The following is a 20,563-nucleotide window of genomic DNA, read 5'->3' as shown; positions in this document are numbered from 1 at the left end:
GGTGCGCCCGGCGCTGCCAGACTGGGCTCATGCGGATCTACCTGCCCGCCACGGCGGGCGACCTGGCCGATGACGCCGGCGTGACGCCTCGCTGGGCGCACACGGTGACCGGCGCCCTGCGGCGGGAGATGCCGGACGAGGAGGACGAAGGACTCGAGATGACCGCGACGCTCGCGGCCGCGGACGACTCCGTCCGGCTGCTCGCGGGTGCGGTGCGTGCGGACACCGCGTCCTCGCTCCTGGTGCCGCGGCGGGTCGTCGCCGCCGCCGACGTGCCGGACGACGCCGTCGCGCCCGCAGGTGCCGACGGCGACCGCCTCCCGACCGCGGTCCGACTCCGTGAGACCGTCACGTGGGACCACGTCGTCGCGCTGCTCGTGGACGAGGCGGCCGCCGAGGAGGACGTCGCGGCGGCCGCCGCGGGCGACGAGGAGGCGCTGGAGCGCAGCGCGGAGCGGGATCTGCTCTGGTACGACGTCACGGAGCGGGTGGACCTGCTGGGGGAGCTCAGCGCCGGACGCTGACGGTCGACGCGCCGGACGGCTCCCGCCGGATCGAGACCCGGTCGGGGATCCGGTCCTTCATCTCCGACACGTGCGAGACGACGCCGACCGCGCGCCCGCCCTCGCGAAGCCGTGACAGCTCGGTCATGACGGCGTCCAACGTCTCCGGGTCCAGAGAGCCGAAGCCCTCGTCCACGAACAGCGTGCCGAGCTCGATGCCCCCTGCCTCCGAGCGGACCACGTCGGCCAGACCGAGGGCGAGGCACAAGGACACGTAGAACGTCTCGCCGCCGGAGAGGGTGTGCGGGTCCCGCGGCGTCTCGGTGACCTGGTCACGGACGCGGAGCCCGAGTCCGGCCTTGCGGGAGCGTTGACCGCCCTCGCGCTCGTCGATCCGTTCCAGCGCGTACCGTCCGTCCGACATCGTCGCCAGCCGGTCGTTCGCCGCCGCGACGACGTCCTCGAACCGCCGGAGCAGCACGTACGTGGCGAGCGTGGTGTCGATCGTGTTGCCCTCGCCCGCCGTGGCGAGTGCGGCCGTCCGGAGCACCGGAGCCGCCCGGCCTGCGGCCTCGATGTGCGCCTGCACCGCTGTCGTCAGCCGCTCGGCGGCCGCGAGCGTCTGCCGGCACCGCAGCGCGGCCTCGCTCGCGGCGCCGGCCGCTCGGGTCAGGTCGGCCATGGCGTCCGCGTGCGCGGCCTCCGCGGCGGCGACGTCGGGCGTGGTCCGGCCGTCGAGATCGGCCAGCTCCGGCTCGGCGAGGCCTTGCGCCACCCGTGTCGCCTCGGCCCGGTGACGCTCGACCAGGTCGGCGAGGCTCGCCGCCTCCGTCTCCGGCAGCAGCGCGGCCCGCGCCGCCTCGGGGTCCTCGAGGCCGACGGCGTCGAGCCGCTCGCGCAGGCGGGCCGCGGCGTCCGCACGCGCCTCCCGTGCCGTGCGGACCTCGGCGGTGGCGTCCGCGAGCCGGCGGGCCGCCCGGGCCCGGCCACGGAGCCGCTCGGCCCGCTCGACCACCGACGCATGCTCGCCCCGCGCCTCGGCGCACCGCTCCTCGTCCTCGGCGAGCCGGCGGACCTGTGCCTCGAGCCGCTCGGCACGAGCGGCGTCGGCCGCGCGCGCGGCGCCGAGCCGTTCGACGACGTGGCCGGTCTCGGCGTCGTGCTCGGCCAGCCGATGGTCCAGCTCGGCGTGACGGATCACGGCGGCCTCCGCCTCCCGGAACGCCGCCTCGGCCCGGTCGAGCGCCTCCTCGGCGGCCGCGACGCTCGCGCCACCGGCCGCCTGGCGCAGCCCGGCGAGCCGGGTGGTGACCTCGGTGTGGGTCGAGCGGGCCTCCGTCAGCAGTCCGTCCGCCTCGGCGCGGGCGCGCTCGGCTGCGGCGACGTCCTCGTCCGCCGCATGCTCGTCCGTCGCACGCGCCGGATCGGGGTGCTCGGTCGCGCCGCACACGGCGCACGGCCGGCCGGGCTCGAGCTCCGCGGCGAGCGCGCCGGCCATCCCCGCCACCCAGCGACGACGGACCTCGTGCTCGGCGTCGAGGGTCCCCCGGGCGTCGCGGGCGGCCTGCTCGAGCCGCTGCTTCGCGGCTGTCACCTCGGCCTCGGTGGCCTCGGCGTCCTGCGCGGCACGGAGCACCGCGTAGGCCTGTTCCTGGGCGACGCGTGCCCGTTCCCGGCGCGAGCCGGCGTCCCGGTACCGGTCGAGCTCGCTGACGAGCGCCTGCCGCGCGGCCGGCCGGGCGTCGACCTGCGCCGCCAGCTCCGCGGTCCGGCGGGTGGCGGCGTCGGCCTCGGCGCGCGCCTCCCGGACCGCACGAGCCCGCGCCGGCAGCGCCTCCTCGATCGTGGCGAGGGGTTCGAGCCACCCCAGCGTCGTGGTCGCCTCCTCCAGCGCGGCGCGGACGGCCTCGGGCTCGGTGAGGTCCTCCAGGCCGTGACCGCTCGCGGCGACGGCGGCCTGCTCCCGGGCCGCTGCGGCCCGCTCGTCGCGGGCAACGGCCCGGTCCACCTCGTCCAGCAGCGGCCCGATCGGCGCCGCCCGCCGGGCGAGGTCCAGCCGGGCGACGGCGTCCTCCACCGCCTCCCGGTCCTCCCGGAGGCGATGCTCGGCGGCCTCGAGGTCCGCGCGGCGCGCGAGGCGGGACGCCAGCTCACGCGCGGAGTCGAGCAGGGCCCGGGCCGCGCTCTCCGCCGCGGCACAGGCGTCCCGGCGCTCGACGTCGCGGCGCTCACGGTCGGCCCACAGCTCGCACACCTGCTCGGCGAGCTTCCGGAGCCGGTCACCGTCCGGCACCGCCGCCGCCTCCCGCAGGCTCGCGACCGCGGCCCGGCCGGTCTGCTCCTCCGCGGCGGGAGCGGCACCGCGGCCAGGGGCAGGGTCCTCACCGCCGTGCGCCGCCCGAGCCAGGGCGTCGGCCGCGGAGACGACCTCCTGGTGCGCGGTGTGGACGGTCTCGCGGGCCTGACGCGCCATCTCCGCGAGCCGCTGCTGGAGCCGGTCGTAGATCTCCGTGCCGAAGACCTCCTGCAGGACCGAGCGCCGGTCCTCGGGGCGTGCTCGCAGGAAGGCGGCGAACTGCCCCTGGGGAAGGACCACGGTCTGGGTGAACTGGGCGCGGTCCAGCACGACGATGCGCGCGAGCTCGTCGCCCACCTCCTGCACGTGCGCGGACACCGGGACGCCAGGCGTGACATCGCTGTCGCCGGCTAGCCGCCAGAGCTTGGCGCGGGCGTTCTGCACGGTCACGCCGTCCCCGCGCCGCTTCGGCCGCTCGTGCTTGGGGGAGCGCCAGACCCGGAACGTGCCGGCACCGGTGGAGAAGACGAGCTCGACGAACGGCTCCACGCCGGGGTCCGCGTGGTCGGAGTGCAGCCGGTCGTCCGACGACTCGGCACCGACCGTGCCGTACAGCGCGAACACTATGGCGTCCAGGAGCGTGGACTTGCCCGCACCGGTCGGCCCCTCGAGCAGGAACAGCCCGCCGGCAGCCAGCTCCTCCAGGTCGATGGTGTGCCGCCCCGGAAACGGGCCGATGGCCTGCACCGTCAGCCGGTGGATGCGCATCAGGCGCTCCGCTCCGCGGCCAGCACCGACTCGTACGCCTGCCGCAGCACGGCCACCTCCGCCTCCTCCGCCGGTCGTCCGCCGGCCGCGCGGAGGAAGGAGGTGGCCACCTCGAGCGGGTCCTGCGCGACGGTCGCGGCCGACGGCCCCGGCCGCCGGGCGGGGACGTCCGCCGGGTCGTGACGCAGCACCAGGGCGTGCGGGAAGCGCCGGGACACCCGCGCCCAGAGCTGCTCGGGCCGGACCGGGTCCGTGACGGTGACACGCACCCAGTGACCGGTGAGGTGGTCGAACCGGCGGCCCAGCACCTCCTCCAGCGGTCCGGTGACGTCCGCGAGCGGGCGCGGGACGGGCGTCTCGACCAGGTCGACGTCCCGGACGCCGTCGGGGCCGAGGTCCACGATCGCCGTCGACTTGCGGTGCCGGGCCTCGGAGAAGGAGAAGGCGAGCGGGCTGCCGGCGTACCGCATCGCCGGGTCGACGCCGTCGCGCCCGACCCGCTGCGGTCCGTGCAGGTGACCGAGCGCGACGTAGTCCAGGCCCACGTCCGCGAAGACGCCGGACGGCACCTGGTCGACCCCGCCGACCCGGATGTCCCGCTCCGACTCGCTCGGCGCGCCGCCCGTGACGAACGTGTGCGCGACGAGCGCCGCGGGCGTGGCCCGGGCCTCGGCAGCGCGCCGCCGCGCGAGGTCCGACCGGACGCGGGCGAGGGCTGCGGTCGTGACCGCCTCGTGCGAGCGGGCGGGGACCGTCCGGCCGGCGCCGTCCTCGCCCGGGTCGGCGAGGTCCTCGCGGGCGAGGTCCGGGTCGAGGTAGGGCAGCGCGTACACGCGGGCGCCGAGCGAGCCGTCGGCCGCCGGCAGCTCCACCGGCCGGCCGAGGTCCGGCACCCGGGCGCGGACGCAGAGCCGGTCCCGGAAGAGCCCGGAGCCGAAGCCCAGCCTGGTGGCCGAGTCGTGGTTCCCGGGGGTGAGGACCACGCGGGTGTGCTCGGTCAGCCGGGTCAGCGCGTCGGAGAGCAGGGCGACCGAGTCCACCGGGGGGAGCGCCCGGTCGTAGACGTCCCCGGCGACGAGCACGGCGTCCACCCGCTCCTCACGCACCACCTCGACCAGGTGGTCGAGGAACGCCGCGTGATGGTCGGTGAGGTCCACACCGTGCAGGGTCCGGCCCAGGTGCCAGTCCGAGGTGTGGAGGATCCGCATGCTTCGGACGGTAGACCCCGGTCCCGACATCGCCGCGGGAACACGCCCGCGGGAGCCCTACCTCCCGCGCGCCTCCCGCCAGGCCGCGACGACCTTCTCCACGTCTGCCGGGGCGACCGGCACCACCGGGCCGGTGGGCGTGCGGATGAAGGCCGCGACCCGCGCGTTGAGCTCCTGCACCGTCTCGCGCACCGCGTCCTCGGTCGGGAGGTCACGGACGGTCTCGGGCAGCCTCGCGACCTCCTTGCGCAGCTGCAGCCCGGGCGGCAGGAAGACGTCGGCGGGGACCTCCTCGTCCCGGATCTTCTGCCGGAGCCACCAGTCCTCGTCCGGCGGCCGGTCATCCGCGAGCGGCTTGCCGGCACCGGGCAGGTCGTCGAACTCCCCGCGGGCCGTGGCCGCGCGGATGATCTCGTCGACCCAGTTCCCGACCGGCACGCCCGGGGGCTTGCGCTCCGTCATGCGGACCAGTCTGTCAACCGTGGACCGGTGCGCGCAGGCCGTTCGGCTCGGCTCAGTCCTGCTGGGCGCCGAGGATCTCCAGCACCTCCTCGTGCAGCAGCCCGTTCGTGGCGACGGCGTTCCCCCCGAACGGCCCGTCGGTGCCGTCCAGACCGGTGAACCGGCCGCCGGCCTCGGTGACGATCGGCACCAGCGCGGCCATGTCGTACAGCTCCAGCTCCGGCTCGCACGCGATGTCCACCGCCCCCTCGGCCACGAGCATGTAGGACCAGAAGTCCCCGTACGCGCGGGTCCGCCACACGTCCTGCGCCAGCGACAGGAACGAGCGCAGCGACCCGCGCTCCGCCCAGCCGTGCAGGCTGGAGTAGGACAGCGAGGCGTCCTGGAGCGAGGACACCTTCGAGACGCTCAGCTGGCGCGCGGCCGAGAGCGACCGGCCGGTCCACGCGCCGGATCCCTTCGCGGCCCACCACCGCCGGTTCAGCGCCGGCGCGGAGACCACCCCGAGCACCACCTCGCCGTCCTCGACGAGCCCGACGAGCGTGGCCCAGACCGGGACGCCCCGGACGAAGTTCTTGGTCCCGTCGATCGGGTCGATCACCCACTGGCGTGGGGAGTGGCCCGTCGTGCCGAACTCCTCGCCCAGCACCGAGTCCCGCGGGCGGGTCCGGGAGAGCTGGCTGCGGACGATCTCCTCCGCGGTGCGGTCGGCGTCCGAGACCGGCGTGAGGTCCGGCTTGGTCTCCACGGCCAGGTCCTGCGCCCCGAAGCGGCTCATCGTCTGGCCGTCCACCTGGTCGGCGATCACGTGCGCCAGACGCAGGTCGTCGGTGTAGCGGCTCGAGGCGTGCACAGTCATGTCGGGCAACCTATCGCGGGGCGGCTCGCCTCCCGGCCAGGGCGCACCGGGACCGGCTACGCTCGACGCCGATGCCCTCCCGGACCGTCGCGGCACCGGGCCCTGACCCGGTCCTGCTCGCCGAGCACCGCCCCACGGTCGCCGGCGCCGCGACCTCCTACCGTGTGTGGGGCGATCCCGACGCCGCCACCACGCTCGTCGCCGTCCACGGGTTCCGAGGGGACCACCACGGGCTGCTGCCGATCGTCGCCCACCTGCCGGGCCACCGGGTGATCACCCCGGACCTGCCCGGCTTCGGCGAGTCCGCGCCGTTCCCCGGGACGCACGACCTGGCGGCCTACGCCGCCTGGCTCACCGAGCTGTGCGACCTGCTGCGGTCCGGGTTCCCCGACACGCCGGTCGCGCTCCTCGGGCACTCCTTCGGGTCCGTCGTCGCAGCCGCCGCGGTGGCGGGCGGGCTCCGGCCGGACCGGCTGGTGCTGGTCAATCCCATCGCCGCGCCCGCGCTCCAGGGGCGGCGGGCGGTGCTGTCGGCGATCGCCGTCGGGTACTACCGGCTCGGTGCGCGGCTGCCCGCTGCGCTCGGCAACCAGCTCCTCGCGAACCGGGCCGTCGTGCGGGCGATCAGCCAGCTCATGGTGACCACGCGGCAGAAGCCGCTGCGGCGGTGGATCCACGACCAGCACCATCGGTACTTCTCCGGCTACGCCGACCGGCGCGTGGTCCTCGAGGCGTTCTCGGCGTCGGTCTCGCACGACGTCGCCGAGCACGCGGCCGGCCTCACGGTGCCGACCCTGCTGGTCGCCGGCGACCGGGACGACCTGGTGCCGGTCCCCGCCGTCGAGCGGCTGCACCGCGCCGTCCCGGGCAGCCGGCTCGAGATCCTGCCCGGCGTCGGGCACCTCATCCACTACGAGCGGCCGGCCGCCGCCGCGGCGCTCATCGGGGAGTTCCTGGGCGGTGGTGCCCCGCCTCAGGGGCCGTCGCGGTCCGCGAGCGGGCCCGGCAGCGACCGGTAGAGCCGCAGCAGGTCCTCGGCGTGCCGGCGCGGGGTGAACACCTCGCGCACCGCGCCGGCGGCACGTGAGGCGCTCACCACCCGGCCGGGATCGCGCGCGAGGTCCACCAGCGCGTCCGCGAGGCCCTCCGGCGTGGGCGGCGCGAGGATGCCCGGTCCCGCGAGCCCCTCGGTCAGCGCCTCGTCGCAGTAGAGCACGGGCCGCCGGGCCATCACGGCCTCCACCACGGTCATCGGCTGGTTGTCGAACCCCGCGGACGTCAGCGCCAGCAGGTGCGAGTCCGCGAGCAGGCCGGGGACCTCCTCGTGCGGACGGCGGCCGAGGAAGCGCACGGCTCCGCCGGCGATGCCGCGGGCCTGCTCGAGCTGGCTGCCCTCGCCCGCCACGGTGACCTCGAGGCGGCCCGGGCCGAGCCGCTGCTGCGCCAGCACCGCGGCCCGCACGAACGGCAGGATCCGCTTCTCCGGGACGCACCGGCCCACCCACAGCACCCGCAGCGGCGCGTCCACCCGTTCCAGCGGTGGCGCGTCCGGTGCCGTGACGGTGTTCGGCAGCACCGCCACCGGATCCAGGCCGGCGTCGCGCAGCCGGCCGGCCTGATGGGCGGAGGGGGAGAGGACCAGGTCGGCGCGCCGCGCCGCCGTCAGCGTCATCCGGCGCAAGGCGTCGTCCGCCGGCCGGTCGGCGAGCCGGACCCCGTCGCCGTCACGCCATCCGGTGACGTGCCGGTGGTACGCGCGCACCAGCGGCGCCAGGAGCCGCTGGCCCGGCGCCGGCGCCTGCCAGAAGAACGTGTGCACGGTGTGCACCACCGGCAGCCCGGCCCGCCCGGCGGCGGCGACCGACGCGGCGGCCAGGCCCAGCTCGGAGTGCAGGTGCACCACCTCGATGCCGTGCGTCTCCAGCGTCTGTCGCAGGCGCTCCCGCAGCGCGCCGTCGTGGCGCACCAGCGGCAGGTCCAGGCCCGGCAGACGCCACCGGGCCGGGACGGTCACCAGCGTCACCTCCGGATGGCGCGGCACGCTCCCGGACGACGGCGCCACCAGCAGCACCCGGGCACCGGCCCCGACCAGCGCGGCCGCCTCCTGCAGCAGTGCCGTCTGCGCGCCGCCCAGGTAGTCGAGCGCGTAGTCGCAGACGAGGGCGATGCGTGGAGACATGATGCGCGAACGGTCCGGCGCGGACCGGGAGCTCCGATCTGAGGTGGTGGCGCCCAGCATGTCAGACCAGCGGGCGGCCGATCTCCCGCCAGGTCGCGTCTCGGGGATCACCCGGAGACCACCCCTCGGGGGTCGGACACCGAGATCTCGGTGGAGCACCTGATTGTGCCCGCCCGCGCCTGCCGACAGGCTGGGAGCCGTGATCAGCAGCGAGCACCGCGGCCGGCGCGCCGGCAGGGACCGACCGACGACGTTCACCGACTCGTCGTCGGACACTTGCCGGGACGTCACCGCGCCGCAGGCGCGCCCCCTACGCTCGCACGAGACATGACCGTCCTCGCTATCGCCCTGGCGATCATCGACGCGACCTGCTTCGCCGCGGCCGCCGTCGTGCAGCAGCGTGCCGTGCGGCACACGGTGCACCGCCACGCCGGCACGGACGACGGCGAGGACCTCCATCCGCGCCACCACCGGCTGAACCTCCGGGGCCTGCTGTCGCTGCCCCGGCAGCCCGGCTGGCTGGCCGGTGCCGGCCTGATGGTCGTCGGCGTGCTGCTGCACGTCGTGGCGCTCGTCCTGGCGCCGGTCTCGGTGATCCAGCCGATCGGCGTGCTCGGCGTGCCCATCGCCGTCTACCTCGCCGCCCGCCTCGACCACCACCCGCCCGCGGCGGGCGCCCGGCTGCCGATCGCCGCGTGCGTCGTGGGCGTGGCGGTCTTCGTGTGGCTGGCCGCCACGCACGCGAGCGGCCGGCACGCGGTCGAGCTGCCCGACCTGCTGCGGCTGGAGGCGGTGCTCCTCGCGTTCGCCGCGCTCTGCGCGATCGTCGCGCACTACGTCCACGGGTGGTCGCGGTGCGTGCTGAACGCCATCGGCGGCGCCGCCGCCGTCGGGTCCGTCGCGGCGCTCGCCCGGGCGACCGTCCAGCACCTGCAGGCCGGCCACGGTCTGCTCGAGGGGTCGACACTGGCCATGGTCGGGCTGCTCGCGCTGAACGGTCTTGTCGGTGCCTGGCTGGTCCAGCAGGCCTACGCCAGCGGCCGCGCCGAGGTGGTGCTGGCCTGCCTGACCGTCGTCGACCCGATGGTGGCCGTGCTCATCGGCCTGATGGCCCTCGGGGAGGGCGCCGATCTCTCGACGCCGGCGATGGTGGCCATGGCGGCGTGCGCCGTCCCGGCGGTCGTCGGCGTCGTGGCGCTGGCGCGGAGCCGGCCCGGGATCGGCCGCCCCGAACCGACCGTCCCGACCGGACGCGGTACCGACGCGAAGGAGACGCTGTGAAGATCCTCATCGGCGCCGACACGTACGCGCCCGACATCAACGGTTCCGCGCGGTTCGCCGAACGGCTCGCCGTCGGCCTGGCCGGGCGTGGCCACGAGGTGCACGTCGCGTGCGCGTCCGACGACGGGAAGCCTCGGGCCGAGCTGGTCGGCGGCTGCGTGGTCCACCGGCTGCCGTCCGTGCGCTACCACCGCCACGCCTCGTTGCGCGTCTGCCTGCCCTGGCAGGCCCGGGGCCCCATCCGCGGGCTTGTCGAGGGACTGCGTCCCGACGTGGTGCACGTCCAGTCCCACCTGGTCGTGGGACGCGAGCTGGTGGACGCGGCCCGGCGGCACCGGCTGCCGCTGGTCGCCACCAACCACTTCATGCCGGAGAACGTCCTCGGGTACGTGCCGCTGCTGCCTCGGTGGCTGTTCGGGCCCGCCGGCCGCGTGGCCTGGCGTGACCTTGCCCGGGTCTTCCGTCACGCCGACCTGGTGACGGCACCGACCCCGCGGGCCGTCCGGCTGCTGGAGGAGGCGACGGGTCTCACCGGGGAGGCGGTCTCCTGCGGGGTCGACGCCGACCGCTTCTGGCGCGCCACCTGCGCGGCGCCGGCCACCTCGGCGCCGCACCTCCTCTTCGTCGGGCGCCTGGACCCGGAGAAGCGCATCGGGGAGCTGATCCGGGCCTTCGCCCAGGTCCGGGCCGAGCCCGCGCCGGTGCTGGAGATCGTCGGCGACGGAGATCAGCGCGCGGAGCTGGAACGGCTCGCCGCGGACCTCGACGTCGACCGCCGGGTCCGTTTCCACGGGCACGTCTCCGACGAGGAGCTGCTCTCCGCGTACGGCCGTGCCGCCGTGTTCTGCATGCCGAGCATCGCCGAGCTGCAGAGCATCGCGACGCTCGAGGCGATGGCCGCCGGGAAGCCGGTGCTGGCCGCTGACGCGATGGCGCTGCCGCACCTCGTGCGGCCCGATGAGAACGGCTGGCTCTTCCCGCCCGGCGACGTGGACCGGCTCGCCGGGTACCTCCAGGACCTCCTCGAGGACGACGCGCGGCGCGCGGCGATGGGGCACCGGAGTCGCGAGCTGGTCGCCCGGCACGCGGTCGAGGCCACGCTCGCGCAGTTCGAGGCCCTCTACGCCTCCCTCGCCCCGGCGGCCGCCCCCGCACGGCCCCGCGCGGCGCTCGTCGCGGCCCGCGGGCCGGACCGGCAGGTCGCCACGACGCGGAGCCGCTAGCGTCGGGACGGCGCGAGCCCAGACCGGGCCGTCGCGCTTCTCGACGGAGAGGAGAGTCATGACCGTCTCGGCCTCGGCTGCCGTGGTGGACGCCGTCGGCAGGCCGTTCACCTACCGCGACATCGAGATCGACGAGCCCGGACCGGGGGAGATCCTCGTGCGGATCGTCGCCACCGGCGTCTGTCACACCGACGAGATCACCCGGCACGGTGACCTGCCCATGCCCTTCCCGTCCGTCCTCGGCCACGAGGGGGCGGGCGTCGTGGTGGCGGTCGGCGAGGACGTCGAGACCCCCGCCGTCGGCGACCGGGTGGTGCTCGGCTGGCCGTACTGCGGCACGTGCCGGCACTGCCGGGCCGGCGAGCACCGCTACTGCCTGCGGCTGGGGGAGGCCGTCGCCTCCGGCACCCGCCTGCTGGGGCCGCGCGCCGGCCGGAGCGGCTACCGCACGGCCGACGGCGGGACGCTGCACGGACACTTCTTCGGCCAGTCCTCCTTCGCGACGCACTCCCTGGCGCTGGCGAGCTCCGCCGTCGTGCTGCCGGACGACGTGCCCCTGGACATCGCCGGGCCGCTGGCCTGCGGCATCTCCACCGGGGCCGGTGCCGTGCTGAACGTGGCCCGCCCGGAGCCGGGATCGAGCCTCGTCGTCTACGGCGTGGGCGCCGTGGGGCTCGCGGCGGTGATGGCCGCGGCCAGCACCCCGGCGACGACGATCGTCGCGGTCGACCGGCACGCCTCGCGCCTGCAGCTCGCCCGCGAGCTCGGTGCGACCCACGCCGTCGACGCCGCGCTCGAGGAGGACGTGGCCGGTGTGGTCCGGGACCTGTGCGGCGGATCGGCCGACGTCGCGATCGAGTGCACCGGCGTCATCGACGTGGTGCACCAGGCGGTCGCGACCGTCGGCATGCTCGGGACCTGCCTGCTCGTCGGCGGGGCGCCGGCCGGCGCGACCTTCACCGTCGACCACCTGTCCGCGCTGTGGGGCAAGCGGATCGTCGGTGTGCTCGGCGGCAGCGGCCGCAGCGACACGCTCATCCCTGGCCTGCTGGAGCTGCACCGGCAGGGCCGCTTCCCGTTCGAGAAGCTCATCCGCCACTTCGACTTCGACGACGTCGAGGGCGCCCTGGAGGCGTCACGCAGCGGCGAGGCGATCAAGCCGGTGCTGCGCGTCCGGCACGACGGCGAGCCGCCTGCGGACACGGAGGACGTCACCGGGATCGCCTGAGCGGGGGCACCATCCCCTGGCCGGGACCTCGGCGCTCCCGGCCCGTGGGCCTACTGGTCCAGGCTCCGCGCCTCGAGCAGGCGTCGGAAGGACGCCAGCCGCTCCTCGCCGGCCGCCCCGGCACGCCCGTCGGCCACCCAGTCGTCCAGCGCGCAGTCCGGGGCGTCCTCGGCGTGCGTGCACCCCCGCGGGCAGTCCAGTGCCACGGCGGCGAGGTCGTCGAAGGCCTGGAGCAGGTCCTCCGGTCCCACGTGCTGCAGCCCGAAGGACCGCACACCGGGCGTGTCGATGGCCCACCCGCCACCGGGCAGGGCCAGGGCCACGGCGCTGGAGGAGGTGTGCCGGCCCCGCCCGGTGACCGCGTTCACCTCGCCGGTGGCCCGGTCCGCGTCCGGCACGAGCGCGTTGACGAGCGTCGACTTCCCGACGCCGGAGTGTCCCACCAGCACCGACGTGCGGTCGGCGAGCCGCTCCCGCACCGTCTCGATGCCGGCCACCGCGCCCTCGACGACGGAGGTGACCATCGCGGGCACCTCCAGCGCCGCGTACCGCTGGAGGAACGGGGCCGGGTCGGCCAGGTCCGCCTTGGTCACGCACAGCACCGGGTCCATGCCGGCGTCGTAGGCGGCGACCAGGCACCGGTCGACCAGCCGTGGCCGCGGCTCGGGGTCCGCGACGGCGGTGACGATGAGCAGCTGGTCGGCGTTCGCGACGATGACCCGCTCGGGGCCCGCCTCGCCGGACGCGGTGTCGTCGGCGGAGCGGCGCAGCACCGAGGTGCGGTCCGCGACCTTCACGATGCGGGCCAGGGTGTCCCGGCGGCCCGAGACGTCGCCGACGACGCCCACGCGGTCCCCGACGACCACCGCGCTCCGTTCCCCGCGGCCCAGCTCGCGCGCCTTGACCGCGACCAGCCGGACGCCGCCGTCGCTGAGCAGCTGGTAGCGACCTCGGTCGACGCCGAGCACCAGCGCCCACGTGGCGTCCGAGTGCTCGGGCCGGACCTTGGTGCGTGGCCGGCTCCCGCGCCGGTTGGGCCGAACCCGGACCCGGGCGTCGTCCGTCCCGGTGTCGCGCACGGTCAGCGCGCTCCCGCGGTGGCGAGCATGTCACCCCACATGCCGGGGAAGTCCGGGAGCGTCTTACCGGTGGTGCTCACGTCGACCACCTCGACCCCCGGCACGCGCAGGCCGAGGATCGCCGCGAAGGTGGCCATGCGGTGGTCGTGGTAGGTCTCCACGGTGCCCCCGTGCAGCCGGGCGGGCGTGATCTCGAGGCCGTCGTCGGTCTCCCGGGCGGACCCGCCGAGGCGCGTGATCTCGGTGACGAGCGCGGCGAGGCGGTCGGTCTCGTGGCCGCGCAGGTGGGCGATGCCCCGTAGCCGGGACGGGGTCTCGGCGAGCGCGCACAGCGCGGCGATCGTCGGGGTGAGCTCGCCGGCCTCGTGGAGGTCGGCGTCGAGCCCGCGGATCCGGCCGTCGACGGGGCCGGTGACCGCGAGCGTGTCGTCGGTCCGGGTGACGGTGGCACCCATCCTCGCCAGCAGGTCTCGCAGCGCGTCCCCGGCCTGCGTCGTCGTGCGTGGCCAGCGTGGCACCCGGACCGTGCCGCCGACCGCGACCGCCGCGGCGAGGAACGGTCCGGCGTTGGACAGGTCCGGCTCGACGACGACCCGGCCGCCGGAGACGGGGCCGGGGTGGACCCGCCAGCGTGTCGGCGTCCCGCCCACCGGAAGGGCCCCGCCGTCCGCCATGAGCTCCTCGACGACGACGCCGTGCCCGCGGAGGACGTCCACCGTCATCGCGATGTGCGGCAGCGAGGGCAGCGTTGCCCCCACGTGGCGGACGTCGACGCCCTGGGCGAAGGCGGGGGCGGCGAGCAGCAACGCGGAGACGAACTGGCTGGAGGCGGACGCGTCGATCTCCACGGTGCCGCCCGCGAAGCCTCCGGTGCCGTGCACGGTGAGCGGGAGGACCGGTTCGCCGCCCGGCCCGGTGGCCGCGTCGACCCGGGCGCCGAGGGAGCGCAGCGCCTCGACCACCGGCCCCATCGGGCGTTCGCGGGCCCGTTCGTCACCGTCCAGGTGCACCTCGCCGTCCGCGAGGACCGCGAGCGGTGGCAGGAAGCGCATGACGGTGCCGGCGAGCCCGGCGTCGACCTTCCCGCCCCCGTACAGCGTGCCGGGCGTGACCACCAGGTCGGGACCGGCCTCGTCCACGCGGACGCCGAGCTCGCGCAACGCCCCGACCATGAGGGCGCTGTCCCGCGAGTGCAGCGGACGGACGATCTCGGTGGGGCCGTCGGCGAGGGCGGCCAGCAGCAGGTGGCGGTTGGTGAGGGACTTCGAACCGGGGACGTCCACGACGGCGTCCAGGGGCCCGGGTGCGAGGGGCGCCGGCCACGGGTCCGCGGCGGTACGGATGGTGTTCAGCGTCACTCAGTCCTTGTACCGGGCCTTGAGCCTGGCCTTGGTCGCACGGAGGCGGGCGCGGTTGTCGCGCGCGTTCGCCACCCGCCAGGACCAGGAGGGCATCCCGGCGAGGTCGGCGGCGGCGAGCAGCGCGCCGCCGCACAGACCCACACCCTTCAGCAGGCCGGCGACGTGGCCTGAGCGCTCCTGCGGCGTCGTGGCCTGCCACACCGGGTTCTTCGCGAGCGTGGCAGGCAGGGTGATCGCCGCGAGCGTGAGCGCGGCGGTCCGCGGGTTGCGCCCGGTGGCCAGCAGCAGGCCGGACAGTGCGGTGACGGCCCCGCTGGCGCGCACGATCAGCGTCGGGTCCGCGAGCAGGGCCGGAGGGACGCCGGCCTTCTCGAGCACCGGCTGCACGTTGCGGACCTTCTCGACGTGGTCCTTCGGGTGCAGCAGGGCGTCGACACCGTCGGCGACGAACGGGGCGGCGAGCATCGGGCGCGCGAGCAGGCGGAGAGCTGTCATGGCTCATTGCTACCGCACAACGGCCGCGGCTGCGAGCCCTCCGCAGGAATGCGCGCGGCGGTGGGATGGTTGTCCCCGGCGTGAGCACCACCCTGCTGGCACCCCGTCACCGCCCGAAGGACCCCGGGCCCGCACGCGCGGCGGCCGTTCCGCGGCTAGGCTCCTTGATGATGAGCGAGACGCAGGAGGGCGGCCTCCACGCCGGCGACGAGCCCGGCACGGGCATGGCACCGGGAGCCGACGACGTCGAGCACCGCGCCCCGGAGGACGAGACCGACGCCGCCCGCGCCGAACGGTTCGAGCGTGACGCCCTGCCGTACCTGGACCAGCTCTACGGTGCGGCGATGCGCATGACGCGGAACCCGGCCGATGCCGAGGACCTGGTGCAGGAGTCCTTCGCGAAGGCGTTCGCGTCCTTCCACCAGTACCGGCCCGGCACCAACCTCAAGGCGTGGCTGTACCGGATCCTCACGAACACCTTCATCAACTCGTACCGCAAGAAGCAGCGCGAGCCGCAGCAGTCCGACGCCGAGCAGGTCGAGGACTGGCAGATCCACCGTGCCGCCTCTCACACCTCCAGCGGCCTGCGTTCCGCCGAGGCGGAGGCGATGGACCTGCTGCCCGACTCGGAGATCCGGGACGCGCTGGGCGAGCTGCCGGAGGACTTCCGCATCGCCGTGTACCTGGCGGACGTGGAGGGCTTCGCCTACAAGGAGATCGCCGAGATCATGGGCACTCCCATCGGGACGGTGATGTCCCGTCTGCATCGCGGCCGGCGCCAGCTGCGCGAGCGTCTCGTGGACCACGCGCGCGAGCTCGGCATCCGGACGGAGGCCAAGGCATGAGCGCGAGGAGCACACGATGAGCACCGAGCGTCACGAGGAGCTCGCCGACCGCGCCGAACGGGCCGTGCGCGCACGCGCCGGCGAGCGTGGCCCGTGCAGCTGCGAGGAGCTGCTGGAACACCTCTTCGAGTTCCTCGACTCCGAGCTGGACGAGGATCAGGACGCGCGGCTGCGGCGGCATGCCGCCGAGTGCCCCACGTGCACCGCGGCGGCCGACGCCGAGCAGCACATCCGGGAGCTCGTGCGGCGCTCGTGCGCCGAGGTCGCCCCGAGCTCGTTGCGGCTGCGGGTCCGCTCCCAGCTGTCGGTGCTGCGCGTCACGCGGACGACGATGACGTGGACGGCGGACTGACCGAGCCCGTGGCGGGCGGATCCGCCGGGGGCTGATCGCACGGCGGCGGTTCCGGTGGCTGATCGGCCGCCAGACCGGTCGACGGCCGGCCGGCCGGCGGCGGATCGACCGTCGGCCGATCCGCCTGCGGGCGCCTCTGCGGCGCGGGCCGGCCGGGCAACCAGGGGAGGCGTGCGAGTACCCGGGGGACGATCGTGCGGTCCGCCCAGATGGCGATGTGCAGCATCACCCCGCCGGCGAGGAGGCCGGCGGGCATGTCGGTGAGCCAGTGCCAGCCGAGGATGTAGGAGGTGGTCACCGAGATGATCGCGACGCAGACGACCGAGCCGACCGCGATCCGGCGGACGCGTCGCCCGGGCCGTTCGTAGTGGAGGATCAGGTAGGCGGCGGCCCCGTAGAAGAGGATCGCCTCCGACGCGTGCCCTGACGGGTAGGCGATGCCCTGCCAGCCGTCGGTGAACCAGCCGCCGGCGAAGAAGGTCGGGTCCTGCCGCATCGGGGTCGGCCGGGCGAGCACCACCTTGAGGATCCCGATTCCGGCGAACGAGACCACGGTCGCGGCGGCGAAGTACATCGGACGCCACGACCGGAGGCGCCGCGCGACGACGATCGCGGTGATCAGGAGGACCGGGATCGAGACGGTGTCTCCGGTGAGGCGGTCGAGAACGTCCTGGAGGAGCCACTTGGCCCATTCCGGGTACTCCCGGATCCAGAAGCGGTGCCAGACGCTCTCGTACGGGCGCAGCGGGCCACCGGCGAGGAGGGTCAGCACGACGAACGCCGTCGCGAGAACCGGCAGGGAAGCCAGTCGCTGCAGGTGACGCACGTCAATGAACAGTAGACGCTCACGGGCCTCCTGGGGTTGCGCCACGGCGAATTTTCGGACGGACTGTGAGCCGGATCGCGGCGCCGGTGAACGTGCGGGCAACGCGGGGGCAACGACGGGCCAAGAGGACGTGACGAGACGGCTCCGGCGGTCGGTGTGGGACCATGGGGCACCGCACGATCCGGACAAGGAGAGCCACGATGAGCAAGCGCGGTCGTAAGCGCCGGGCCCGCAAGGGCAGCGCAGCGAACCACGGCAAGCGTCCCAACGCCGGCTGAGGGAGGGACCCGCCCGGACGGGCCGGAGCTCCGGCCCGTCCGTCCGCTCTCACCGCGGACCACCGCCGCCCACGCGTCACGCCGTGCCGCGCCCCCGCCGGGGTGACTAGCCTGGCCGGATGCGCTGCGCCGTCGCCGTCAGACAGGACCCGCAGGACCCGATCGCCGGCCTGGAGCTCACCGAGCTCGACCTCGACCCGCCCGATGGCTGGGTCCCGGTGACCGTTCGGGCCGCCTCGCTCAACCACCACGACCTCTGGTCGCTGCGCGGCGTCGGTCTGCCGGCAGAACGGCTGCCGATGGTGCTCGGCACGGACGCCGCCGGCGTCCTGCGGGACGGCACCGAGGTCGTCGTCCACTCGGTGGTGGCCTCGCCGGACTGGCACGGCGAGGAGACGCTCGACCCGCGCCGCACCCTGCTGTCCGAGCGCCACCCCGGGACGCTTGCCGAGACCGTCTGGGTGCCGCCGCGCAACGCGGTCCCGAAGGACCCGGTGCTCACCTGGGAGGAGGCGGCCTGCCTCCCGACGGCGTATCTCACCGCGTTCCGGCTGCTCTTCCGGGCCGCCGACCTCCGTCCGGGTCAGACGGTGCTGGTCCAGGGTGCCGGCGGGGGAGTGGCGACCGCGGCCGTCCTGCTGGGCCGGGCAGCGGGGCTGCGCGTGTGGGTCACCTCCCGCACCCCGGAGAAGCGCAGCCGGGCGCTCGAGCTGGGCGCCCACGAGGCGTTCGAGACCGGGGCCCGGCTCCCCGAGCAGGTCGACGCCGTCATCGAGACGGTCGGCGAGGCGACCTGGTCCCACTCGCTGAAGGCGCTGCGACCCGGCGGGGTGGTGGCGGTCGCCGGTGCCACGTCCGGCGCCATGCCGCCGGCCGACCTGAACCGGGTGTTCTTCCGCTCGCTCCGCGTGGTGGGCACCACCATGGGCACCAGGTCCGAGCTGGTGGATCTCCAGCGCTTCCTCGCCACCACGGGTGTCCGCCCGCTGGTCGACTCGGTGACGGACCTCCAGGGCGTGCCGTCGGCGCTCGGACGGATGGCCGCCGGAGACGTGATGGGCAAGATCGTCGTGGCCCTCGGGTCCGAGAAGTAAGGTCGAGCCATGGCCACCCGTTCCTGGATCGTTCCCGGACCGTCCCAGCACGAGATCACCGACGTCGCACGGCTGCGGGTGCAGCTCGTGGCGGGCGCGGTCGAGGTCCGCACGCACGACGCCCCGCACGTGTGGGTAGACGTCACCGACGTCAGCGGCAACCCGCTGGAGATGACCGTCGAGGGTGACCGCCTGACCATCGGCTACCCCGCCATCGGGTGGGACGGCTGGGTCAAGCGGCTGACGTCCTACTCCTCGTCCGACTCCGCGCGCCTCACCGTGCACGTGCCCGCCGCGACCGAGACCTCGGTGGCGACGGCGAGCGCTGCCGTGGCGATCACGGACGTCGCGGAGGACCTGAGGCTGAACACCGCTGCCGGCTCCGTCGAGGTCACAGGCTGCCACGGGGCTGCGACCATCCGCTCCGCGTCCGGACGGGTGACCGTGACGGGGCAGCACGGTCCGGTCACCGTCAGCACGGCTGCCGGGCGTGCCCGCGTGGACGGAGACGTACCGCGGGCGTCCGTCACCACGGTGGCCGGCGCCGTCGAGGTGACCACGACGGCGGAGACGTCCAAGGTCGACGTCGCCACCGTCTCGGGCGCGATGCGGGTGGTGCTTCCGCCGGGGACCGGCGTCTCGCTGTCCGCCCGCACCGTCAGCGGCGCGGTGCGCCTGGACGGTCAGGACCGCAAGAGCACCGGCTTCGGCGCGACGACGATCGAGGAGCGCACCGAGGGCGGCATCTGCTTCCTCGGTGCCCGGTCCGTCTCCGGCGACCTCGACGTCACCCGCGTCGCCCCCGCGCTGCCCGGCAGCTGATTCGCCCGATGACCCCCCGGTTGCTCCCGGACGGCGCCGCCGCCCCAGCCTCCTCGCCGGCGCCCGCGGCGGACAGCGTGTCCGGGTTCCAGGCACAGCTCGTCCGCGCCGCACGCGACCGTGCCGGTGCCTGGGATGCCGTCGCGGACGTCCTCTGCCCGCCGGACGAGCGGACCACCGAGCGGCTCCGCTCCGGCGAGATCGGCGACTCCTGGCGGCTCGCGGCACGCTGGCTCGAGGCGGACGCCGAGCTCTTCGTCACCGACCTGATCGCGTTGGACGCCTACGTCCGCGCCGCCCGGCGACGCCGGCCCGAGGACGACCTGGTGGCGCTCCGCCAGGACTTCGAGCAGCTCGTCGCGCCGGCGGGCGACCTCGCCGACCCGGCACGGGCGGTAGCCGACCTGTGCCGCCGGGAGGCCGCGGCGTGGGAGGCGGGTGACTCGCCCGGTGCGCGGGAGCTGCGGACCAGTGAGCGTGAGCTGCTCGAGGCGTCCCTCGTCCCGGTGCTCCCGGACGTCGGCAGGCGCCTCGCCGCCGAGGCACGCGCGACCGTCTGGCGGACCCTCGGCCGGCTGGTGCTCGCCGTGCTGTCGGTGGAGAGTGGTACGGACTACCGGAGCGAGGTGTCCTCATGAGCGAGCCGTCGGATCGCCCCGAGGAGGGACGGGGCGACGAGACCCGGAAGATGGTCGCCATGAACGCGTGGCTGGACGAGGTCTGCGCCGAGCTCGGCCTCGAGCGGGACGTGCTGGCCGAGGTGACGCCCGACCTGCTCCGCCTCGTCGGGCGCGTCGCCCACGGCCCCTCGCGCCCCGGCGCGCCTCTGACCGCGTTCGCCGTCGGACTCGCCGCGGGCGCCGACGGCGCCGCGCGGACCGCCGTGACCGCCCGGGTTCGGACGGTCGACCGGCTGCTGGACGAGCGGAAGGCCCGATGACCGGGGAGGCGGCGCGCCGGACCCCACCCGCGGGCCGGGTGGTCCTCGCGGAGGTGCGCGACCGTGAGATCACGGTGGCCGAGTGCCAGGACGCAGTGGCCGACGCCGCGGCCGGCGCCGTCGTCGCCTTCGGCGGCGTGGTCCGCAACCACGACGGCGGCCGGGAGGTGACCGGGATCGAGTACGTCGCCCACCCGGGTGCGGACGCGGTCGTGGCTCAGGTGGCCACGGACCTGGCGGCGCGCTTCCCGGTGGACGCGGTCGCCGTCGTGCACCGTGTGGGGACGCTGGCGGTGGGCGATGTCGCGCTCGCCGCCGCCGTCTCCGCCGCGCACCGGGCGGAGGCGTTCGAGGCGGCGGCCGAGCTGGTCGAAGAGGTCAAGCGACGGCTCCCGGTGTGGAAGCGGCAGGTGTTCCCCGACGGCTCCCACGAGTGGACCGGCAGCGCCTGAGACCCGTCCCGC

General features: G+C 75.4%; 22 protein-coding genes. 13 read left to right on the top strand and 9 right to left on the bottom strand.

Translation table 11 applies throughout. The annotated features are described in order from the left end of the window. The first annotated feature begins 29 nt into the window (after window positions 1-29). On the top strand, window positions 30-524 hold the full coding sequence (locus ACFQQL_RS14680; protein ID WP_382395688.1) for a DUF6912 family protein: 495 nt from the start codon (window positions 30-32) through the stop codon (window positions 522-524). Here the strand turns inward: ACFQQL_RS14680 and ACFQQL_RS14675 are convergent. The 4 genes from ACFQQL_RS14675 to hisN are packed head-to-tail and all read right to left on the bottom strand — an operon-like array spanning window position 508 to window position 6,096. After that, complete coding sequence (locus ACFQQL_RS14675) at window positions 508-3,567, bottom strand: AAA family ATPase (protein WP_382395686.1); 3,060 nt, start codon at window positions 3,565-3,567, stop codon at window positions 508-510. The two genes, ACFQQL_RS14680 and ACFQQL_RS14675, sit on opposite strands and share 17 nt — an antisense overlap. Further along, entirely contained in the window at window positions 3,567-4,775 is a 1,209-nt protein-coding gene (locus ACFQQL_RS14670) for an exonuclease SbcCD subunit D (protein WP_382395684.1), read from the bottom strand. The genes ACFQQL_RS14675 and ACFQQL_RS14670 overlap by 1 nt, the downstream gene beginning before the upstream one ends. A gap of 57 nt (window positions 4,776-4,832) precedes the next feature. Then, window positions 4,833-5,237 carry a DnaJ family domain-containing protein gene (locus tag ACFQQL_RS14665; protein ID WP_382395682.1) on the bottom strand — a complete coding sequence of 135 codons (405 nt, stop codon included), beginning with the start codon at window positions 5,235-5,237 and terminating at the stop codon, window positions 4,833-4,835. Between the two features lie 52 nt (window positions 5,238-5,289). Then, window positions 5,290-6,096: a histidinol-phosphatase gene (hisN, locus tag ACFQQL_RS14660; RefSeq protein WP_382395680.1), complete on the bottom strand. Its 807-nt coding sequence runs from the start codon at window positions 6,094-6,096 to the stop codon at window positions 5,290-5,292. A 71-nt stretch (window positions 6,097-6,167) separates the two neighbouring features. Between hisN and ACFQQL_RS14655 the strand changes: the two genes are divergently transcribed. Beyond that, entirely contained in the window at window positions 6,168-7,115 is a 948-nt protein-coding gene (locus tag ACFQQL_RS14655) for an alpha/beta fold hydrolase (RefSeq protein WP_382395678.1), read from the top strand. On the opposite strand, the gene ACFQQL_RS14650 is transcribed toward ACFQQL_RS14655, so the two are convergent. After that, the gene (locus ACFQQL_RS14650) at window positions 7,070-8,275 is read right to left on the bottom strand and encodes a glycosyltransferase family 4 protein (protein ID WP_382395676.1); all 1,206 of its coding nucleotides are present in this window, start codon (window positions 8,273-8,275) and stop codon (window positions 7,070-7,072) included. The genes ACFQQL_RS14655 and ACFQQL_RS14650 overlap by 46 nt on opposite strands. A gap of 327 nt (window positions 8,276-8,602) precedes the next feature. On the opposite strand from ACFQQL_RS14650, the gene ACFQQL_RS14645 reads away from it, so the two are divergent. From ACFQQL_RS14645 to ACFQQL_RS14635, 3 genes are read left to right on the top strand one after another with little or no spacing between them, the layout of a single operon-like run. Next, entirely contained in the window at window positions 8,603-9,556 is a 954-nt protein-coding gene (locus tag ACFQQL_RS14645; protein ID WP_382395674.1) for a hypothetical protein, read from the top strand. Further along, window positions 9,553-10,779, top strand: a complete 1,227-nt coding sequence (locus ACFQQL_RS14640) for a glycosyltransferase (protein ID WP_382395672.1) — start codon at window positions 9,553-9,555, stop codon at window positions 10,777-10,779. Before ACFQQL_RS14645 ends, ACFQQL_RS14640 begins: the two co-directional genes overlap by 4 nt. 58 nt (window positions 10,780-10,837) lie before the next feature. Then, window positions 10,838-12,007, top strand: coding sequence for an NAD(P)-dependent alcohol dehydrogenase (locus ACFQQL_RS14635; protein WP_382395670.1), 1,170 nt, complete (start codon window positions 10,838-10,840; stop codon window positions 12,005-12,007). Between the two features lie 50 nt (window positions 12,008-12,057). Here the strand turns inward: ACFQQL_RS14635 and rsgA are convergent, their stop codons facing one another. Genes rsgA through ACFQQL_RS14620 form a run of 3 tightly spaced genes read right to left on the bottom strand, consistent with a single transcriptional unit; the run spans window position 12,058 to window position 14,942 of the window. Next, a complete protein-coding gene (gene rsgA / locus ACFQQL_RS14630; protein ID WP_465254064.1) occupies window positions 12,058-13,092 on the bottom strand; it encodes a ribosome small subunit-dependent GTPase A in 1,035 nt (344 codons plus the stop codon). Continuing rightward, window positions 13,089-14,438, bottom strand: coding sequence for a 3-phosphoshikimate 1-carboxyvinyltransferase (aroA, locus tag ACFQQL_RS14625; protein WP_382396148.1), 1,350 nt, complete (start codon window positions 14,436-14,438; stop codon window positions 13,089-13,091). Before aroA ends, rsgA begins: the two co-directional genes overlap by 4 nt. Window positions 14,439-14,444: 6 nt before the next feature. Further along, the gene (locus ACFQQL_RS14620; protein WP_382395666.1) at window positions 14,445-14,942 is read right to left on the bottom strand and encodes a DoxX family protein; all 498 of its coding nucleotides are present in this window, start codon (window positions 14,940-14,942) and stop codon (window positions 14,445-14,447) included. A 167-nt stretch (window positions 14,943-15,109) separates the two neighbouring features. Between ACFQQL_RS14620 and ACFQQL_RS14615 the strand changes: the two genes are divergently transcribed. Together ACFQQL_RS14615 and rsrA are read left to right on the top strand one after the other, a co-directional pair. Continuing rightward, on the top strand, window positions 15,110-15,787 hold the full coding sequence (locus ACFQQL_RS14615; protein ID WP_382395664.1) for a sigma-70 family RNA polymerase sigma factor: 678 nt from the start codon (window positions 15,110-15,112) through the stop codon (window positions 15,785-15,787). 16 nt (window positions 15,788-15,803) lie between these two features. Continuing rightward, window positions 15,804-16,139: a mycothiol system anti-sigma-R factor gene (gene rsrA / locus ACFQQL_RS14610; protein ID WP_382395662.1), complete on the top strand. Its 336-nt coding sequence runs from the start codon at window positions 15,804-15,806 to the stop codon at window positions 16,137-16,139. Here the strand turns inward: rsrA and ACFQQL_RS14605 are convergent. After that, window positions 16,105-16,965, bottom strand: a complete 861-nt coding sequence (locus ACFQQL_RS14605) for a phosphatase PAP2 family protein (RefSeq protein ID WP_382395660.1) — start codon at window positions 16,963-16,965, stop codon at window positions 16,105-16,107. The two genes, rsrA and ACFQQL_RS14605, sit on opposite strands and share 35 nt — an antisense overlap. A 200-nt stretch (window positions 16,966-17,165) precedes the next feature. Here ACFQQL_RS14605 and ACFQQL_RS14600 point away from each other — a divergent pair, with 200 nt between their 5' ends. The 6 genes from ACFQQL_RS14600 to ACFQQL_RS14575 all read left to right on the top strand — a co-directional run bounded on the left by ACFQQL_RS14600 (window position 17,166) and on the right by ACFQQL_RS14575 (window position 20,551). Then, the gene (locus ACFQQL_RS14600; protein WP_382396147.1) at window positions 17,166-17,243 is read left to right on the top strand and encodes a 50S ribosomal protein bL37; all 78 of its coding nucleotides are present in this window, start codon (window positions 17,166-17,168) and stop codon (window positions 17,241-17,243) included. Window positions 17,244-17,362: 119 nt separating this feature from the next. Next, entirely contained in the window at window positions 17,363-18,337 is a 975-nt protein-coding gene (locus ACFQQL_RS14595; protein ID WP_382395658.1) for a zinc-binding dehydrogenase, read from the top strand. A 9-nt stretch (window positions 18,338-18,346) separates the two neighbouring features. Further along, complete coding sequence (locus ACFQQL_RS14590) at window positions 18,347-19,159, top strand: DUF4097 family beta strand repeat-containing protein (RefSeq protein WP_382395656.1); 813 nt, start codon at window positions 18,347-18,349, stop codon at window positions 19,157-19,159. Between the two features lie 8 nt (window positions 19,160-19,167). Next, window positions 19,168-19,797, top strand: a complete 630-nt coding sequence (locus ACFQQL_RS14585; protein ID WP_382395654.1) for a hypothetical protein — start codon at window positions 19,168-19,170, stop codon at window positions 19,795-19,797. Beyond that, window positions 19,794-20,099 carry a DUF6457 domain-containing protein gene (locus ACFQQL_RS14580; protein WP_382395652.1) on the top strand — a complete coding sequence of 102 codons (306 nt, stop codon included), beginning with the start codon at window positions 19,794-19,796 and terminating at the stop codon, window positions 20,097-20,099. The genes ACFQQL_RS14585 and ACFQQL_RS14580 overlap by 4 nt, the downstream gene beginning before the upstream one ends. Next, window positions 20,096-20,551, top strand: coding sequence for a molybdenum cofactor biosynthesis protein MoaE (locus tag ACFQQL_RS14575; RefSeq protein ID WP_382395650.1), 456 nt, complete (start codon window positions 20,096-20,098; stop codon window positions 20,549-20,551). The genes ACFQQL_RS14580 and ACFQQL_RS14575 overlap by 4 nt, the downstream gene beginning before the upstream one ends. Window positions 20,552-20,563: the final 12 nt, after the last annotated feature.

Origin of the sequence: Georgenia alba, assembly GCF_042665525.1 — a bacterium.
Classification (GTDB): domain Bacteria; phylum Actinomycetota; class Actinomycetes; order Actinomycetales; family Actinomycetaceae; genus Allobogoriella; species Allobogoriella alba.
The sequence above is the reverse complement of the archived record's forward strand: the minus strand, read 5'-3'. Positions and strand labels throughout refer to the sequence as shown.

Coding starts and splice junctions, on each gene's coding strand:
- ACFQQL_RS14585 (WP_382395654.1), top strand. CDS start 19,168: ATGACCCCCCGGTTGCTCCCGGACGGCGCCGCCGCCCCAGCCTCCTCG.
- ACFQQL_RS14650 (WP_382395676.1), bottom strand. CDS start 8,275: ATGTCTCCACGCATCGCCCTCGTCTGCGACTACGCGCTCGACTACCTG.
- ACFQQL_RS14600 (WP_382396147.1), top strand. CDS start 17,166: ATGAGCAAGCGCGGTCGTAAGCGCCGGGCCCGCAAGGGCAGCGCAGCG.
- ACFQQL_RS14670 (WP_382395684.1), bottom strand. CDS start 4,775: ATGCGGATCCTCCACACCTCGGACTGGCACCTGGGCCGGACCCTGCAC.
- ACFQQL_RS14590 (WP_382395656.1), top strand. CDS start 18,347: ATGGCCACCCGTTCCTGGATCGTTCCCGGACCGTCCCAGCACGAGATC.
- ACFQQL_RS14615 (WP_382395664.1), top strand. CDS start 15,110: ATGATGAGCGAGACGCAGGAGGGCGGCCTCCACGCCGGCGACGAGCCC.
- rsrA (WP_382395662.1), top strand. CDS start 15,804: ATGAGCACCGAGCGTCACGAGGAGCTCGCCGACCGCGCCGAACGGGCC.
- ACFQQL_RS14655 (WP_382395678.1), top strand. CDS start 6,168: ATGCCCTCCCGGACCGTCGCGGCACCGGGCCCTGACCCGGTCCTGCTC.
- ACFQQL_RS14620 (WP_382395666.1), bottom strand. CDS start 14,942: ATGACAGCTCTCCGCCTGCTCGCGCGCCCGATGCTCGCCGCCCCGTTC.
- hisN (WP_382395680.1), bottom strand. CDS start 6,096: ATGACTGTGCACGCCTCGAGCCGCTACACCGACGACCTGCGTCTGGCG.
- ACFQQL_RS14580 (WP_382395652.1), top strand. CDS start 19,794: ATGAGCGAGCCGTCGGATCGCCCCGAGGAGGGACGGGGCGACGAGACC.
- ACFQQL_RS14665 (WP_382395682.1), bottom strand. CDS start 5,237: ATGACGGAGCGCAAGCCCCCGGGCGTGCCGGTCGGGAACTGGGTCGAC.
- ACFQQL_RS14645 (WP_382395674.1), top strand. CDS start 8,603: ATGACCGTCCTCGCTATCGCCCTGGCGATCATCGACGCGACCTGCTTC.
- ACFQQL_RS14680 (WP_382395688.1), top strand. CDS start 30: ATGCGGATCTACCTGCCCGCCACGGCGGGCGACCTGGCCGATGACGCC.
- ACFQQL_RS14575 (WP_382395650.1), top strand. CDS start 20,096: ATGACCGGGGAGGCGGCGCGCCGGACCCCACCCGCGGGCCGGGTGGTC.
- ACFQQL_RS14675 (WP_382395686.1), bottom strand. CDS start 3,567: ATGCGCATCCACCGGCTGACGGTGCAGGCCATCGGCCCGTTTCCGGGG.
- ACFQQL_RS14635 (WP_382395670.1), top strand. CDS start 10,838: ATGACCGTCTCGGCCTCGGCTGCCGTGGTGGACGCCGTCGGCAGGCCG.
- ACFQQL_RS14595 (WP_382395658.1), top strand. CDS start 17,363: ATGCGCTGCGCCGTCGCCGTCAGACAGGACCCGCAGGACCCGATCGCC.